8 protein-coding genes and 1 pseudogene are annotated in these 15,393 nt (G+C 55.5%); 3 read left to right on the forward strand and 6 right to left on the reverse strand.

Features of this window, described 5'->3' with window-relative positions; translation table 11 throughout:
* Positions 1-185: 185 nt before the first annotated feature.
* Entirely contained in the window at positions 186-2,516 is a 2,331-nt protein-coding gene (locus tag ACF8AM_RS17675; protein ID WP_392556911.1) for a protein kinase, read from the reverse strand.
* Between the two features lie 15 nt (positions 2,517-2,531).
* Entirely contained in the window at positions 2,532-3,071 is a 540-nt protein-coding gene (locus tag ACF8AM_RS17680; protein ID WP_392556912.1) for an EF-hand domain-containing protein, read from the reverse strand.
* A gap of 381 nt (positions 3,072-3,452) precedes the next feature.
* Between ACF8AM_RS17680 and ACF8AM_RS17685 the strand changes: the two genes are divergently transcribed.
* Both ACF8AM_RS17685 and ACF8AM_RS17690 read left to right on the forward strand, forming a co-directional pair.
* Entirely contained in the window at positions 3,453-4,094 is a 642-nt protein-coding gene (locus tag ACF8AM_RS17685) for a hypothetical protein (protein WP_392556913.1), read from the forward strand.
* Positions 4,095-4,131: 37 nt separating this feature from the next.
* Complete coding sequence (locus ACF8AM_RS17690; protein WP_392556914.1) at positions 4,132-4,695, forward strand: ECF-type sigma factor; 564 nt, start codon at positions 4,132-4,134, stop codon at positions 4,693-4,695.
* A gap of 12 nt (positions 4,696-4,707) precedes the next feature.
* On the opposite strand, the gene ACF8AM_RS17695 is transcribed toward ACF8AM_RS17690, so the two are convergent.
* Positions 4,708-7,653 (reverse strand): SHD1 domain-containing protein, encoded by a 2,946-nt coding sequence (locus ACF8AM_RS17695; RefSeq protein ID WP_392556915.1) that lies wholly within the window; start codon positions 7,651-7,653, stop codon positions 4,708-4,710.
* Positions 7,654-8,236: 583 nt separating this feature from the next.
* Positions 8,237-9,568, reverse strand: a complete 1,332-nt coding sequence (locus ACF8AM_RS17700; RefSeq protein ID WP_392556916.1) for a PQQ-binding-like beta-propeller repeat protein — start codon at positions 9,566-9,568, stop codon at positions 8,237-8,239.
* Positions 9,569-9,727: 159 nt separating this feature from the next.
* On the opposite strand from ACF8AM_RS17700, the gene ACF8AM_RS17705 reads away from it, so the two are divergent.
* Positions 9,728-11,878, forward strand: coding sequence for an alpha/beta hydrolase family protein (locus ACF8AM_RS17705; protein WP_392556917.1), 2,151 nt, complete (start codon positions 9,728-9,730; stop codon positions 11,876-11,878).
* Positions 11,879-11,916: 38 nt separating this feature from the next.
* Here ACF8AM_RS17705 and ACF8AM_RS17710 read toward each other — a convergent pair whose 3' ends face one another.
* Both ACF8AM_RS17710 and ACF8AM_RS17715 read right to left on the reverse strand, forming a co-directional pair.
* Entirely contained in the window at positions 11,917-13,713 is a 1,797-nt protein-coding gene (locus ACF8AM_RS17710; RefSeq protein ID WP_392556918.1) for an arylsulfatase, read from the reverse strand.
* Between the two features lie 55 nt (positions 13,714-13,768).
* A pseudogene (locus tag ACF8AM_RS17715) lies at positions 13,769-15,208 on the reverse strand (sulfatase-like hydrolase/transferase).
* Positions 15,209-15,393: the final 185 nt, after the last annotated feature.

Genomic DNA, 15,393 nt, shown 5'->3' on the forward strand with positions numbered 1-15,393 from the left:
GGAAGGTTCAACCGAAACGGGTGAGCGACCAAACACTCCGAGCCAGCCGGATCACTTGTTTGCGGCAAGGCAGCACAGCGATTGATCGCTTCACAGAGTTTGATCAATCGAGTTCGCACACGGTCCGGCTCAAAGGCTCGGATGACGACGTCGGGCTCGGAAGCCACGCCATCCAAGCGAAACGATCACCGTTTCACGATCAGAGCGAGGGACGTTTGTCGGATTTGCTTGAGCTGTGGGCCGAATGACGAGGGCCTGTCGGAGACCTTCCGGCAAGCCTCTTCGTGTAGCAAAAGGGCTTCGACAAGATCAAACCAAGGCGATGGGTTGATCGATTGGCTCTGATCTTGCAGTGCTTCCAACTGAAGCTCCAACGCTTTCTGCGAGCGTGCCAAGGCTTGTCCTGCACGCTCTAAATCACCTTTCGATTGATACGCTAGCGCCAGCGGAGCATCCACTATGTAGCTGGCTGGCCAACGAGTGTCCGCCCCCGCTTCCAAAAGCAATTCGACTGCCGAATCGAATTCTCCCGCTCGCAATTCCGCCAGTCCAGTGATGAATTGACAAACGCTCAGTGGAGAACTATCGGGTGGTGGAAGCCGGCCAAGAAAATCACGTCGGCGATGTTCGTCGTCCCCTCCTGCACCATCCTCGTCAGTGGTGCGTCCCACTTGACGCTGAGCCAACCAACGTCGGGCAAGATCGGCGTTCACTTCCACTTCCATGGACTCGTCAGCGGGGTCTCCCACCAAAAACCCTCGGAGCAACAACCAATCCGGTTCTTCGCTCAACTGAATCTGGAATTGTTTGACCAAACGCTGGTATTCGTCTTGATGACCAGTGAACAAGAACAACGCCGGAACGCCCCACCACTGAGGTTGTGCGGTCTGGGCACCGGTGTCGAGGGCGATGGCGTAGTCCCGCGCCGCTTCCGGCCAAAGGTGTAGCCGAGCATAAAGCTGAGCTCGTTGGACACGCGGCAAGTAGTAGCTTGGTTGAATATCAACCGCCGCATCATATTCACGGGCTGCATCGCTCCATTGCCCTGAATGAGCATGCGTCTGACCTCGAGCAACACGCTCATTGGCTTGAGTCAAGTGAGCTGCGAATTGCTCCACTTCCTGTTTCGCCGTGATTGCCTCGGCTTTCGCTACCATCGCGTCACGCAGTGCTTCGTCCTTGGCGTTGCGTTCTTGAATCGCCTCCGACATTTGCCAAAGGCTCGCTGCGGTCCCCAATACCATCGTGCATCCCACTACCGTCGCGGTGCCGATCGCCACGCGATTTCGTCGCGCAAACTTTTGGAAGCGATACAGCTTGCTTGGAGGTCTCGCGTTGACCGGTTCGCCTTGCAAATAATGCCTGAGGTCATCCGCCAAGGAAGCTGCGGAATCGTATCGGCGAGTCCGATCTTTCTCCAACGCCTTCATCACGATCCAGTCCAAATCACCCCGCAGTTCGGAACCTCGACTTCGTGATGGGTGAGTGTTCATTCCACCGGACGGAGTCCCCAAGTTACGATTGCGTTCTGCCGTCAAGGTTGACAGCCGCGTGCTGGGCCGGGGTGGGTCTTCTTCGCGGATGATTCGCCGCATCTCGTCCAAGCCAGCGGAATCCAATCGTTCGCGATCGAATGGAGTGGCTCCGACAAGCAACTCATACAGCAGCACCCCCAGTGAATAGATGTCGCTGCGAGTGTCCACATCGAGCCCGCTCATTTCAGCTTGCTCGGGGCTCATGTACAGCGGCGTCCCGATCATCGAAAAAAATCGCGTGTAGACGGTTTTGTCTGTGAGCTTTTCCCCAAGAGCCTTGGCGACTCCGAAATCGATCACCTTCGCGACCGCTTTTCCGTCATGCAAGGTCACCATGACATTCGATGGTTTGATGTCGCGATGGATGACGCCTTTTTGGTGGGCGTGCTGCACCGCAGAGCACACGTCGATCATCAAATCCAAACGCTCGCGAACCCCCAAACGCTTTTCATCACAGAACTCGGTGATGGGAAGGCCTCGCACCAATTCCATGACGAAATAGGGACGATGGTCGGCGGTCACTCCGGCATCAAAGACCTGCGTGATGTTGGGATGGTTCATCAACGCAACGGCTTGGCATTCGGCTTCGAACCGCGCAATGACCTCCTTGGATCCAACGCCGGGTTTGACAATTTTCAATGCCACACGGCGGCGAACAGGCTGGTCTTGCTCGGCGACGAACACCAATCCGAATCCGCCTTCGCCAATTTGTTCCCTCAGCTTATAGGGGCCGATCTGCATCCCAAGATGGTCGACGGGCTCCGCGACCAGATCGCTTGTGATGAACGGTCGAACTCGGTCGGTACCGATGGGATGATCCAACAACGCGGCGGGCTGCACATGTGCCGCCAGCAATTCCTCGACGGACTGGCGAAGATCCACATCGTCGCCGCATGCTGAATCCAGATACGCCAAACGATCGTCGAGGTTCTCTTCCTCAATCGCCTGTAAAAAAATTGCTCGTTCAGTCGGATTGGTCATATCACAATGGTAACCTCAAGGCGTGGTGGAGGCTTCCATTGGAGGACGACCTTGCGGCGGCCCAGCGTTTTGCAACTGGGCCTCTTGTTCGTCCGTCAAGATCGCAGCCAATCGCCGACTGACTTCGGCTTGCAAGGTTGCGAGCTGCCGGGACTGTCGCTCGTTCAGATTCAAAGACTGAATCACGGGTTCCGGTAGAACCTTTCCCGGTTCGGGGGGAGTTCCATGACGTCCGCCTTGTTCCTCTTGCGGCGGCTGGCCAGGGCGACCGAAACCATTCGCTCCCGCGTTTCCATTCATTGGCGGTGGACCGCCTCGCCCGAACTGGTTGCTCTGATTGCCGCGACTTTGGTTCTGCAGAACAGCGAGTAACTCCGACTTCGTGACGGCGCCGTTCTGGTCTGCATCCGCAGTGGTGAACAGTTGCAAATTCATTTCTGTGGGTGGGCCACCGCGACCGTTCATTCCGCCGGGGCCTCCGGGTGGTTGGGCAAAAACCTGACTTGGCAGACAGAACGCGGCTGCGACGACGATGGCCTGGAGTGTTCGAATCACGTTTGGACCTCAGAAGAGTGAGAAGAGGAAACCGATCATGAGCGAGCAGGAAGTATCCAACGATCCATCGCCCTGAGACCAGTGAGAATAGGGAAGGGGACCAAAACCTCTCAAAGCGCACGTTGTTTGAGAAGATCGCAGATTGCACCGGGAGACCTACCAAGAGAGAGACCGCCAAGAACCCAATGCGCCAAGCAAGACGACAGCGGGACACGCTTTTTCGTATCAACTTCCGAAAAAAAAGGTTTTTCGAAAACCACTGGAATTCGTTGGTGATTCCTCCAATTCAGGGCAAGAGTTGACGTGTCCGACACCGACATCGGTGATGCGTCGTGTTTCAAAACACTCATTCGAAGCCTCTTGTTTGAAAGAACCCATGCCATGAATCTTTCTGGCCTTCGCTCTGCTGTCAGCAGCCAAACTTCCTCCTCTCAATCCAGTCGGCCTGGCCCGCCTCCACCCAACGAAGAGCAACTGACCAGCGCGTTGGAATCGGTCGGGGTGGATGACACCACCGCCACAAAAGTGCTGTCCCAAATCGATGACGCCCTCGCTGATCTGCAATCGGAATCGTCGGTTGGCAACGACCCGCAAGCTTTCCGCTCGGCAGTTGAAGAAGTCCTGGATGCCAACGGAATCGATTCGGCCGAAGTCGAACAGGCTCTGCGTGCCAACGGACCTTCTGGTGTCGGCGGCACGGAAGGGGCAAGCGGCCCATCGCGGGGCGGGCGACCACAAGGCCCACCGCCGCCACCACCGGAAGACGAATCCACCACCAGTTCGCTTGAGTCGGCATTGCTTTCGGCCGGTGTCGATGAGTCGTCCACCGATGAATTGGTAAGCCAAATCATCGACTCGCTGGAGGAACTTGCCGCGGAAGCAGAAGGCAATGCTTCCACGGATCAAATCCGCGAGGCGTTGACCGGCGTGTTGGAAGAAAATGGTGTCGACGCCGATGCGTTTGCCCAAGCAATCGCGAGCGATCTCAATGAAGCTGGCCTCGTCATCGACGAATACGCGTGAGCTAGGAACGCGAGCCGGTTCAGCTATGATGTTGCGGATGAATCGAGACATCACGCGAATATTGACGGCCATCGACGAAGGCGATCCCAATGCGGCGGGGGATCTGCTTCCGCTGGTCTATGATGAATTGCGACGTCTGGCCTCAAGCCGAATGAATCATGAAAAGCCGGGCCACACGCTGCAACCAACCGCACTGGTTCACGAGGCTTTCTTGCGATTGGTAGGCGGCAACGATCCACAGCAATGGGACGGCCGCGGGCACTTCTTTGCGGCGGCTGCCGAAGCCATGCGTCGAATTCTGATTGAGAATGCTCGCAGCAAGAAACGCACCAAGCGGGGCGGCAATCTCGTGCGTCATGAACTGGATAACGATGTCCCTTCCGTTGACACGCACGACATCGATGAACTGTTGACGTTGGACGATGCGCTGAACAAGTTGTCCGACGAAGATCCCTCGCTGGCGAAGCTGGTCGAACTTCGCTATTTCACGGGGCTGACCATCGACGAGACGGCCGAGATCCTCGGTGTCTCCGCACGAACGACCAAACGCAACTGGGCCTACGCAAGAGCATGGCTGCAGCGTGAGATGAACCATTCGTGAGTTCCGCTTGATTCACTCCTTGCGAGAGAAGACCTCAAGCGAACCACCAATGCTTCCAACCGCGGCGAAGTGGCTGCCGTCTGCGGACACGGCGAGCGAGTGAACGTAACCTCGGTGAATGGATTGACGCTGAAGTCTCGCGTTACGCTGGAATTCCCAGACATCAACCTTTCCACTTCCGCCCGCAAACAAGTGTTGATTGTCGGGCGCGAAACGCATGGACCACAACGTTTCACTGCCAATCAAAGGCATCAGTTCGCGGAACGTGTTCAGGTTCCAAACCCGGATGTTGTAAGTGTCCGCCACGGCGAGCCAAGTGCCGTCGGGCGAGAAAGCTGCCGACTGCCCCGACGCCCAGGATCGGTTCAATGGGCGCTGGCTAATCGGGTCGCCTGTCCGCATGTCGGCTTCGACCAACGAGGCGCCATCGGTTGCAAGCATCGTTCGTTCGTCCGCCGAAATATGTACGGCCTTCACCGGGCCCTCAAAATCACTGATCATCGAGAGCTCTTTTCCTGTCGCGATTTCCCAACAACGAGCGACCTTTTTGGCATCGCCGGTCAATGCGTAGCGACCGGACGATGAGATGTCGATGCAATGGATCTCTCCGTTGTGACCAGGGAATTGCCCGGACGGGCGAAGCAGTCCTTTCGCGGTGACGGAGTAAACCACGATGTGCCCCGTGCTGCCGCCAGCGATCAAGTGATTCCCATCGGGAGTGAAGGCACAAGCCGTCACCGCCTGAAGCATATCCAGTCCGGTCAGCTCGCCCAAAACGCTTTCATGATCGAAATCAAACAACGTGATCTTTCGGTCGGGACGTCCTGTCGCCACAACATTTTGATGGGGATGAATCGCCAGAGACTTCACTCCCCATCTGAGATCGGAGAACTTGGCAATCGGCGACAGCTTCGCCCCCACTTTCATCGGTGCGGTCGTTCGATTCGGTGAACGGTCGGAAGTCATCTTCGAATTTCGATCCCCCGCGGAATTCATCGGAGCCTTGGCAACAGACGATGAAGCAGATCGAGCACTGGACGTCGCCGCGACAGAAGAGCTTGTTCGATTGGGTCGGTGAACTTCGTGAGCTTCAATCAACCGCAAGTCCACGCACGCGTCAGCAAACATTTCTTTGAAGACATCTCGCTTGATCGTGCCGCCGCTGATCTGAAGCGAACTGAAAACCCTCGCCACACGAGACGCAGTTTGCAGTCGCTCCAGGAACTCTTCCACTTGCAAACCAAATTCGCTGGCGACCTGTTCCAAATCAATGTCTTGGATGAATCGAGATGACATCGCGGAGATAGACTCGCCGCTACGGCTGAGCGTGGTGATTCCCAGGTCGTCCAGTGCATCCGCGAACCGCTTCGCATCGCGGTCCATGATTCGATCCATTTCGCTGGCCTCACGATAAAGAGCCAAGATATCGTCAGCGTCGTCGAACGCCGACCGGTTGGCTTGAACCGCTGGTCCAACTTCGTCTCGTTTGGGGATCATGCCAGCATAGTGACACGACATGCAAGACACCCCATTGGTCACCGTGCGGTCTGGTTGCTTCGGATCGCTGACGATTTGCGTCGGACCTTGGTCAATGCGAAGTCCCTGCTCATCGGTGAGCAGATAGCCTTGCAAACCATTTGGAAGCGTGAAGATAATTTCTCCACCATCGTGCTGGAACGAATCGCGACGATGGCTCGGACCGAGCGGGTACTCAAAGAGGTTTTGCCGCCCGGTGTTGCTGGCAAAATCGTAGCTCTTCCAATAGGAACCGTAGGGAGACTTGTGCCACTCAATCAAACGATTGTTCTGAGAAACCCCCGATCGGTTGAAGGCGGCTCGAATGGCCATCTCTTGGTTGATGTTGGCCTGCACATTGACGCGAAGCATGTTTTCTAGGTCAGCGTCCGTCTCCGGCAGGTTCAGCACGCTGTGATAAAGCGGAGGCTTCGACGCAGCGAAAACGAACCAGTCCACTCGAACGAACGGCATCGCGGTTTCAGTCCGTTCGAAGCATGATTTTGCCTCCGGCGATCGAGGTGGAAGGAAGTATGGGTTTGCGTCTTCGATCGACTTCCAAATGGTTTGAGTCCAATGGACCGTTCGCATGTCGAGCCGAAAGATCGTGCGAGCAGGATCAATCGCCTCGGGAATGATCAGATCGGAATTCCAAGAAAGGCTATTCAAAAGTTTCGCGAACGCGTTTCGATAGGTTTGCAGTTCATCTTCGCTGATGCCGGCGTTGTACAAATGCGTCAGCGTGAAGTATCGCATGAACCGTTGCGATCGCTCGGGCTGTTGTTGCAAGTCTTGGTCGATCAATGCCACGACTTGGTCATTGCTGACGAACGGTCGCTCCGGTTCGTCATTGATCGCAGGCGACCCCGCGGCGATCCATTCTTGGATGACTTGGTTGTCCTGCTGACTCAGACGTGGTTCTTCGCCGCCCGGCGGCATCACGCTGTCATCATCCGCTTGAATGCGCTCGATCAGCAACGAGTCTTCTCCGGGTTTCGCAATGGTTTCGGCAAGCTTTCCAAGATTGACGACAAAGTTGAAACCACCTTCGCTCGTACCATCTTCGCCGTGGCAGCGATGGCAAGCATCTTGCAGGAGAATCTTGGTTTGAGTTGCCAACTGTTTGGGTGACATGTCCAACGTGGACGCCGAATTCGACATCGCCTCGGGCGTCTGGGTGTTGGCGGGACGATTGCTCTGGGAACTCGAAGCTGCTTTTTTCGCAGCCAATTCTTTCAGGAAGGTTTGGTCCGCGTCGCTCAGTTTCGCGACGGGGATGCTGATGATCTTTCCATCAGGACGTTCCAGGACAACTTTGTCACCGTGAACGACCACCAACTTCGCTTCGACACGATACTTCCCAGTCGCATCGGTCCATTCGCGTGCCTGCAAAGAAGAAAAGGCCGTGACCGTGAGCAGCAGCAAAAAGATCTTGAATCGCATGAATCTCGGTCAAACAAAAGAAAAGAGGGCGAGACCACCAGGCCACCTGCAACGCCTGGTCTCCATCGTGCATCCCAGTATACCGAAGCCTCCATCAAGCGCAGGTCTCCAAAGCCAATCGTTTCTTCAAACAACCAAGTAGCCGACTGAGGCTCTCAGTCGGCATGAACGCACCCATTCGCAGCAAGCGATCAACCTCCATAGCAAAAACAAAACCACGAGTCTACGAATGTGAGCGAACGGCAGATCTGTTTTTGCCGACAGAGGGCCTCTGTCGGCTACGTTGTTCCTCACGGTCGGAGGACCGTCCTGAATCGACAGACCACACCGGATGGCAGTTCAGTAACGTCGCCGATTAAATCAACGCCTTGAGAGGCCCCCATCCCGCTGCAATCATCCACAAACCCTCGCCAACCAACGACCAGCAACCATGTAGCCGACTGAGGCTCTCAGTCGGCTTGAGCGCACCATTCGCAGCAAGCGATCAACCTCCAAAGCAGACACAATTCCACAAGCATCCAAATGTGATCGCACGGCAGATCTGTTTTTGCCGACAGAGGGCCTCTGTCGGCTACGTTGTTCCTCAACGTGCTTGGATCTTGAACATGAACTCTTTTCCTCGAACAAAGATCGCGTCGTTGGAGACGGCCGGGCATGCGGAGGTCGCCATCTCTGGCACGTCGTTGGTCGCGATGATTTCGAATTCTCGTTGTGCTTTCACGAGGGTTCCGAGTCCACTCTGGTTGAAGAAGTACAGACGATCGCCAGCGAGAATCGGCGACGCCAAGTAGTCGCCGGAAATACGTTTCTTCCAAAGTTCCTCCCCGTTGTTCACATCGATGCATGACAACACACCGTTGTCAGTGACTTGAAAAATCAATCCATCGTGTTCAATCGGCATCGCAAAACGAGGGTTGCCGCGTTCACGCACCCATTCGACGTGCGAGTCGGTGACGTCTCCCTTGGTGGACTCATCCAAACGGACCGCGACGAGTTGAGCCCCGCGGGATCCAGTGTTGATGATCGCGAGTTTCTTCCCCGGCACCCACAGCGGTCGAATGCCAGCGTTGTAGCTGTTGTGTCGCAGCGTCCAAAGTTCTTTGCCGGTTTCAAGATCGTAGCTCTGCATCGCTCGAGCACCGACGGACAGAACTTGCGTTTGATCGCCAACTTGGACGATCGCGGGTGTGCAATAGGCTTTCCGCAGGTCCCCGTCACGTAGTGGTTTTCCGTCGTCACCCAGATCTTCGTAGTCGGTGCTGCGGTCGGTCCGCCAAATCGTTTCTCCCGTTTCGGCATCGAGAGCTGTGGTGTATTGCTGATCAACGCCATCGAACGTCAGCACCAACTTGTTGTCATGCAAGACGGGAGAGGAACCAGGTCCTCGAAAATGCCGACAGGGCAAATCGCGTCGTTGCCAAATCACCTCAGCGGTCTCGGCGTCCAGCTTCGCGGTTCCATAGCTGCCGAAGTGAACGTAAACGGCTCCCGGTCCCAGCACACAACTAGGTGCCGCGTAATTATTGAATCCGCGAGCACCACCGAGTTCTTCGACTTCCTCGTTTTCAAACAGCAATTTGTCGTGAAGGATCTCGCCAGTTTGCTCATCGATCGCGATGACAAATTGCTGCTTCCCATCCGAGGTTGCTGTCGTCAGCCAAATCTTGCCCTCACCGATCACCGGCGACGAGTGACCTTCATCGTGCAAAGGAGCCTTCCAGGCAACGTTTTTGGTATCCGTCCAGTGAATCGGCAATCGTTCGGCATCAGCGTCAGCGACCACCCCGTTGAGATTCGGCCCATGTCGATCAGGCCACTGCGAAAATCCATTCGGTGCAGCAACGGTCAACGACGCGAGGAAAACGGCGACGCAAAGAGAGTTCAAAATCAATCGAGTCATGACGGTCGCTTGCACGAAACACGGTGGGCAGAGGGAGGGAGTATCGGGGACAGCATTGTAATTGACGTGCGTTATGGATTGGTCGTCAAGCGGCAGCGATTCGTTTCTGCGATGTTCGGTTCTGATAAAATTTGTTCGCAACACGATTTGACCTGCCAACAGCGAGCCACCTTGATGATCCAAACATTCTGTTTTCTGCTGACACTCAATGTTGTTGGCCCGCCCGTCGTGGAGGATTTGAACGTCCTAGACGGAGGCAACCCCAACGGTCCAACTTGGATCGATTGGAGCGACCCGGGTTTGATGCTGGTGCACCATCTTAATGGCTTGACCCGCGAGTGTTTGGAATCGCGTGAAGACGAGGTCAGCAAACTGAAAACAGCGGAGGAGTGGAAGGCTCGCCAAAGCAAGGTTCGGCAGACGCTTGATCAAATCCTCGGACCCTGGCCGGATCGCACACCGCTGAATCCAAAAATCACCGGTACCCTGCAAAAGGAGGGCTATCGAGTTGAAAAGATCGTCTTTGAGTCGATGCCCCATTTCTACGTGACGGGTGCACTCTTCATTCCGGATGGACTCGAAGAGCCACGTCCCGCCATTCTGAAAGTCATCGGGCATTCTGCGTCTGCGTTCCGACGAGACCTTTACCAGAACGTCATCTTGAACCTGGTTCACAAAGGGTTTGTGGTGTTCGCGATCGATCCGCTGGGACAAGGCGAACGGTTGCAATATTTTGACCCTAAAACCGGGAAGTCGAACGTCGGTTCCGCCACCAAAGAACACTCGCATGCTGGCGTGCATTGTTTTTTGACGGGACGATCGATTGCTCGCTACTTCATTTGGGACGGAATCCGCGCGATCGACTACCTGACGACTCGGCCCGAAGTCGATCCAAATCGCATCGGTGTCACGGGACTGTCGGGAGGAGGCACGCAAAGCAGCTACATCGGGGCGGTGGATGAACGGGTTCTCGCCGTCGCGCCGACCGGATATATCACCAGCATCAGTCGTTTGCTCGGATCGATTGGGCCGCAAGATGCCGAGCAAGTCTTCTATCACGGACCGAAGCTGGGAATCGATCATGCGGACTTGCTGGAAGTCCGGGCTCCCAAACCGACCTTGCAAGTCACCACGACGCGAGATTTCTTCAGTATTCAAGGGGCTCGTGAAACGGCCGCCGAAGTGCGTCACGCCTTTCGGATCCTTGGTCACCCCAAGCGATTTGATCAAGTCGAAGATGACTTCGGCCCCGGCTTCACGAAGCAGAACAACGAATCCACCTACAAATTCTTCCAGACATTTTTGGAACTGTCCGGCGATCCGGCGGAACAGACATACCCCTTTTTGACGGAAGCCGAGTTGACCGTCACGGAAACCGGTCAGGTTTCCACGGCGTTCAAAAGCCAAAATATTTTCAGCATCAATCGGCGCGAGGCACTGCCGATGCGGGAGAGACTGATTGAGAGCAGGCGAGATTTGGACCAGCATCTTCCGCAGGCGTTGAGCGAAGCGGCAAGGTTGTCTGGATATCGCAAACCCGATGCAACCATGGCTCCGGTCTTTCGCGGCCAATACCAACGGGAAGGTTACCGAGTTCAAAAGTGGGGTGTGCCGGGTGAAGGCGAAACCATCATTCCAACATTGGTGTTTGCTCCCGATGAACCTGGCACTCGACCAGCGATCATGTACGTGCATAGCGAGGGCAAGACAACGGATGCCGCCGCGGGTGGAAAGATCGAAGAATTGGTGCGTCGCGGGTACGTGGTCGCGGCACCGGACCTGCTCGGATACGGCGAAACAAGGTACAAGTTCCGACAAGGTCACTCTCCTGTGCAGCCGTTCTTCAATGCGTTGATGTCAGGCCGAAGCGTGGCGGGAATCAACGCGGGAGACGCCGTTCGCGTCATGGAGTTTTTGCAGGACCGAGAGGATGTGAAACCAGACCAGATCGGTGCCATCGCGATTGGGGATGTGGGGCCAGCCTTGTTACACGCGGCGGCTTTCGAACAGCAAATCCAGTGGTTGGTGCTCGTGGATTCACTGCTCGACTACCAGAGCATCGTCAATCATGAACTGTATGACGTGAACGCCAACTCGTTGGTCGCGGGAGCTTTGACCGCCTACGACTTGCCCGATTTACTGGCGAGCATCACGCCACGACGTGTCGCGGTTGTGCAGCCGCGAACGCACCAGCAAGAAACGGCCACAAACGATCAGATCGAATCGTCACTGGGCTTCGTCCAGCAACACGCGAAAGATCGGTTGCGTGTTGAAACGGAGGCAACCGATCTGCTGAACTTGGTCGAGTGGTGTGTCGCTCGCTGATGTTCAGATGAGCGAACGACATCAGTCCACTCTGGGCCTCAATCCTGCGTCGTCAGGAAAACTTGGTGAACACCGGCACTGACGGAGTCGGACAAGGTCACTGAGAGAGTTTGAGGGCCGGCCGGTATCGATGCTTCCATGAAATGACCACGCCGCTCGCCCGGTGCAACTTCGAACGTGTGCTTCTCATCATTCAAGTGAAGCGTCGCGGTTCCTCCACGGTGATCGTTGTCGGTGAGGATCAATTCGATCTCGTAGCGTTTCTCTTCCGGAGCGTCCAACAACCAGAAGCCAGTGGAGTTCTTCGCCCAAGGGCGGCCGCTGGAGTGTCGCCAATCTTGCCGTGTCAAAACCGTTTGCGGTTCATGCTCGGTACCGATGACGATCCGAGGCGGCGCGTAGTTGTCAGGACGGGTCGAGGAAACAACGTCGAACCACTTGGAGTAGGCCTGTTTGAGCCGCTGAACGATCTCAGGATGTTTGTTCGCGAGATCGTTTTGCTGCTTGGGATCCTCTTCCAGGTTGTACAGTTCGAACTTCGGCTCGCCCTCAAAACGTTCTTTGCCAAAGCCGCTGGGGTGCACCAGTTTCCAAGGATGTTCGTGCATCGCGAAATGGTGGAACTTTTGCGGCACGTTGCCTCGGTGGGTTTGAAAGGCAATCGATCTCGTTTCCCACTGCGATTCGTCCATTTCTCCGGTCAGCAGTGGCAGAAAACTCTTGCCATCGAGTACGGGTGATTCGGGAACCGCGACTTCACAAGCATCAAGCAACGTCGGCATCAAATCGATGTGAGCCAGCATGACGTCTGTGGTGTCGTTTGCATCCACTTTCGCGGGCCAGTGAAACAACAACGGAGACCGAATGCCACCGTCGTCCACCTGCGTTTTGTTGCCTCGCATGTTGCCAACATAACGTCGCGAATTGGGGCCGTTGTCATTGAGGTACAGCACAATCGTATTTTCGCGAATCCCGAGCTTGTCGAGGGACGCGAAAAGTTTGCCCACGTTTTGATCGATGTTGGTGATCATCGCGGAGATCCTTGCCAGTTTGTCAAACTCGGCGTTGCGTCTTTTGGCCGGAAGATCACTCACCAAAATCGGCGAGAAGTCGACTCGTTTGTATTCCTCGTAAAGTTCGTTTGGCACATCGTCGAACGGTCCGTGCGGGGCGTTGGTGGCGATGTAGCTAAAGAACGGTTTTCCCGATTCGGTTTGTTTTCGAGCAAATTCGATTGCGGCGTCAAAGAAGATGTCGGTGCAGTAACCTTCCATCGCCACTTCGTCACCGTTGTGAAAAAGTGTTGGGTCGGTGTACTTGCCCTCGGCTCCAATCGGATCCGAAGGCTGACCGATGCCGCCACCACGGTGAATCAAGCTCTCGTCAAAACCTTGGTCCATTGGCCGCATGGGATAGTTGTCACCCAGGTGCCATTTGCCAAAGATGCCGGTTTGGTAGCCCGCTTCGCTGAGCCGTTCTGCCAGCGTGACTTCGCCCGGATCCATCATCGCGCGTCCCACATACGTGTCGATGCAACGCGTTCGGTAGTTGTACCGCCCGGTCATCAGGCTGGCTCGAGTCGGGGCACACACGTTGCTGACGTAGAACCGACTCAGGTATCCGCTCTGGGTTCGCATCTCGTCCAGCGAAGGCGTGCGGATGAGCGGATTGCCCATGAACCCGTAGTCGCCGACGCCTTGGTCATCGCTCATGATCACGATCACGTTGGGACGCCCCGCCTCGTCGGTTTCAGCCGCTGTTGTCGAAGGAGAAGACAGTACCGAGCAAGCCAACAACAGGACGTTTGCGGAGGCAAAGAGAGAGAGTATTTTCATGCGGGAACCTGGTGAGAATCAAAGGTGGGAGGCGTTTTTCAGAAGAGCGTCGAGCTCAGCGGCTGCGGCCATCGTCGACGATTTGTTTCATGCGTTCCTGAAGCCGCTGAACGATTTCAGGATGGTCTTGGTAGAGGTTATTGGCTTCGGCGGGATCGTTCTTCAGATTGTAAAGTTGACCGGTCGGACCACCGGGCTTTGGCGGGATGCGTGAAGGTTTGGAAAAACCACCCGAACCGAGGCCGGTGATCATTTTCCAATCGCCATCTCGGATCGTCATCGTGGCTTTGCTTCCGGCCCGCATCACGAATTCGGTTCTCTTTTTGCCTTCTTCGAAAGGCTGTTGAAGCAACGCCGGCAGAAAACTATGGCTGTCCGGCCCAGCGTCCTGGGAAAGCTCGGTCTTCCAAATGTCGGCGAAAGTGGCCATCAAATCGGTGAAGCAAACCAGATGATCCGTGCTGCTGGATGCATTGGTGTGGCCTGGCCAGCGAACGATGAACGGCATCCGATGGCCTGCCTCCCAGGCGTCGGCTTTCATGCCGCGAAAACCGCCGGCTGAGTCATGCTGAAATCGCTCCGTGTCATTCTCGTACCAGACCGGCCCATTGTCCGAAGTGAAGATGACGATTGTGTCACGTTCCATGTCATGAACCTTCAGAGCATCCAGCACGCGTCCGATTTCATGATCGACCATCATCACAAAATCGCCGTAGGAGTCGACCTTGCTTTTGCCAGTGAACTCGGGGCTTGGTAGCCAAGGCGTGTGGGGTGCGGGATAGGCCAGATACAACATCATTGGAGACGTGTCGCCAGCGGTTGGATGAGCTTGAATGGCGCCGATCGCCACGTCGGTGAAGTGTGGCAAAACATCGGCGAGTTCCAAATCCGGGGCGATACCGCCGGCTCGCCAGAACGCACCTTGAATCGGTGACCATCCTTCACTCGAGTTGGCTTCGATGCGATTCGTTGGCGGTTGGACCGCTTCCCGATTGTTGATGTAGAAGTAAGGCGGAATGTCGGTGGAGGCTCGGATGCCAAAGAAGTGGTCGAATCCACGGTCCACAGGGCCACCCAACAACGGACGGTCGTAGGTTTCGTTGGCACGTTCTTCAAATCCCAAGTGCCACTTGCCAACCATGGTGGTTCGGTAACCCTGTGATTTCGCAAGCGAAGCCAGAGTGTCTTGATTGGGATCGATCAAAGGTTCACGTGGCCAAACGCTGACGTTGGTTCGGAACGGATAACGTCACGTCAACAACCCATACCGCGACATGTGACAAAGGGGTCCCGGTGCGTGGGCGTTGGTGAATCGCATCCCATCGCGAGCAAGCGAATCGATGCTTGGCGTTTCGATCTTGGAGTCACGGTTGAAACATCCTGGGTCTCCGTACCCCATGTCGTCCACCAAGATCACAACGATATTGGGACGTTCGGCAGCAAAGAGTACTGATGCAAAGAATGCAAACGAAAGCGAAAGAATAGAGCGATTCACGAAATTGGTAGGCGAGAGGCGAGAGGCGAGAGGCGAGAGGCGAGAGGCGAGAGGCGAGAGGCTAGAAGCAAGAATCAAGAAGCAAGAAACTATAACCAAGAAACAAAAACCAATAATCAAGAATCAAAAAACAAAAAACAAGAAACTAGAAACAACAACCAAAAAACAAAAAAAAAAAAACTAAA

The sequence above is a fragment of the Rhodopirellula sp. JB055 genome (assembly GCF_043100905.1).
Taxonomy (GTDB): Bacteria; Planctomycetota; Planctomycetia; order Pirellulales; family Pirellulaceae; genus Rhodopirellula.

Excerpts from the sequence above, each read along its gene's own strand:
- ACF8AM_RS17675 (WP_392556911.1), bottom strand. The coding sequence starts at position 2,516 with ATGACCAATCCGACTGAACGAGCAATTTTTTTACAGGCGATTGAGGAA.
- ACF8AM_RS17685 (WP_392556913.1), top strand. The coding sequence starts at position 3,453 with ATGAATCTTTCTGGCCTTCGCTCTGCTGTCAGCAGCCAAACTTCCTCC.
- ACF8AM_RS17690 (WP_392556914.1), top strand. The coding sequence starts at position 4,132 with ATGAATCGAGACATCACGCGAATATTGACGGCCATCGACGAAGGCGAT.
- ACF8AM_RS17695 (WP_392556915.1), bottom strand. The coding sequence starts at position 7,653 with ATGCGATTCAAGATCTTTTTGCTGCTGCTCACGGTCACGGCCTTTTCT.
- ACF8AM_RS17705 (WP_392556917.1), top strand. The coding sequence starts at position 9,728 with ATGATCCAAACATTCTGTTTTCTGCTGACACTCAATGTTGTTGGCCCG.
- ACF8AM_RS17710 (WP_392556918.1), bottom strand. The coding sequence starts at position 13,713 with ATGAAAATACTCTCTCTCTTTGCCTCCGCAAACGTCCTGTTGTTGGCT.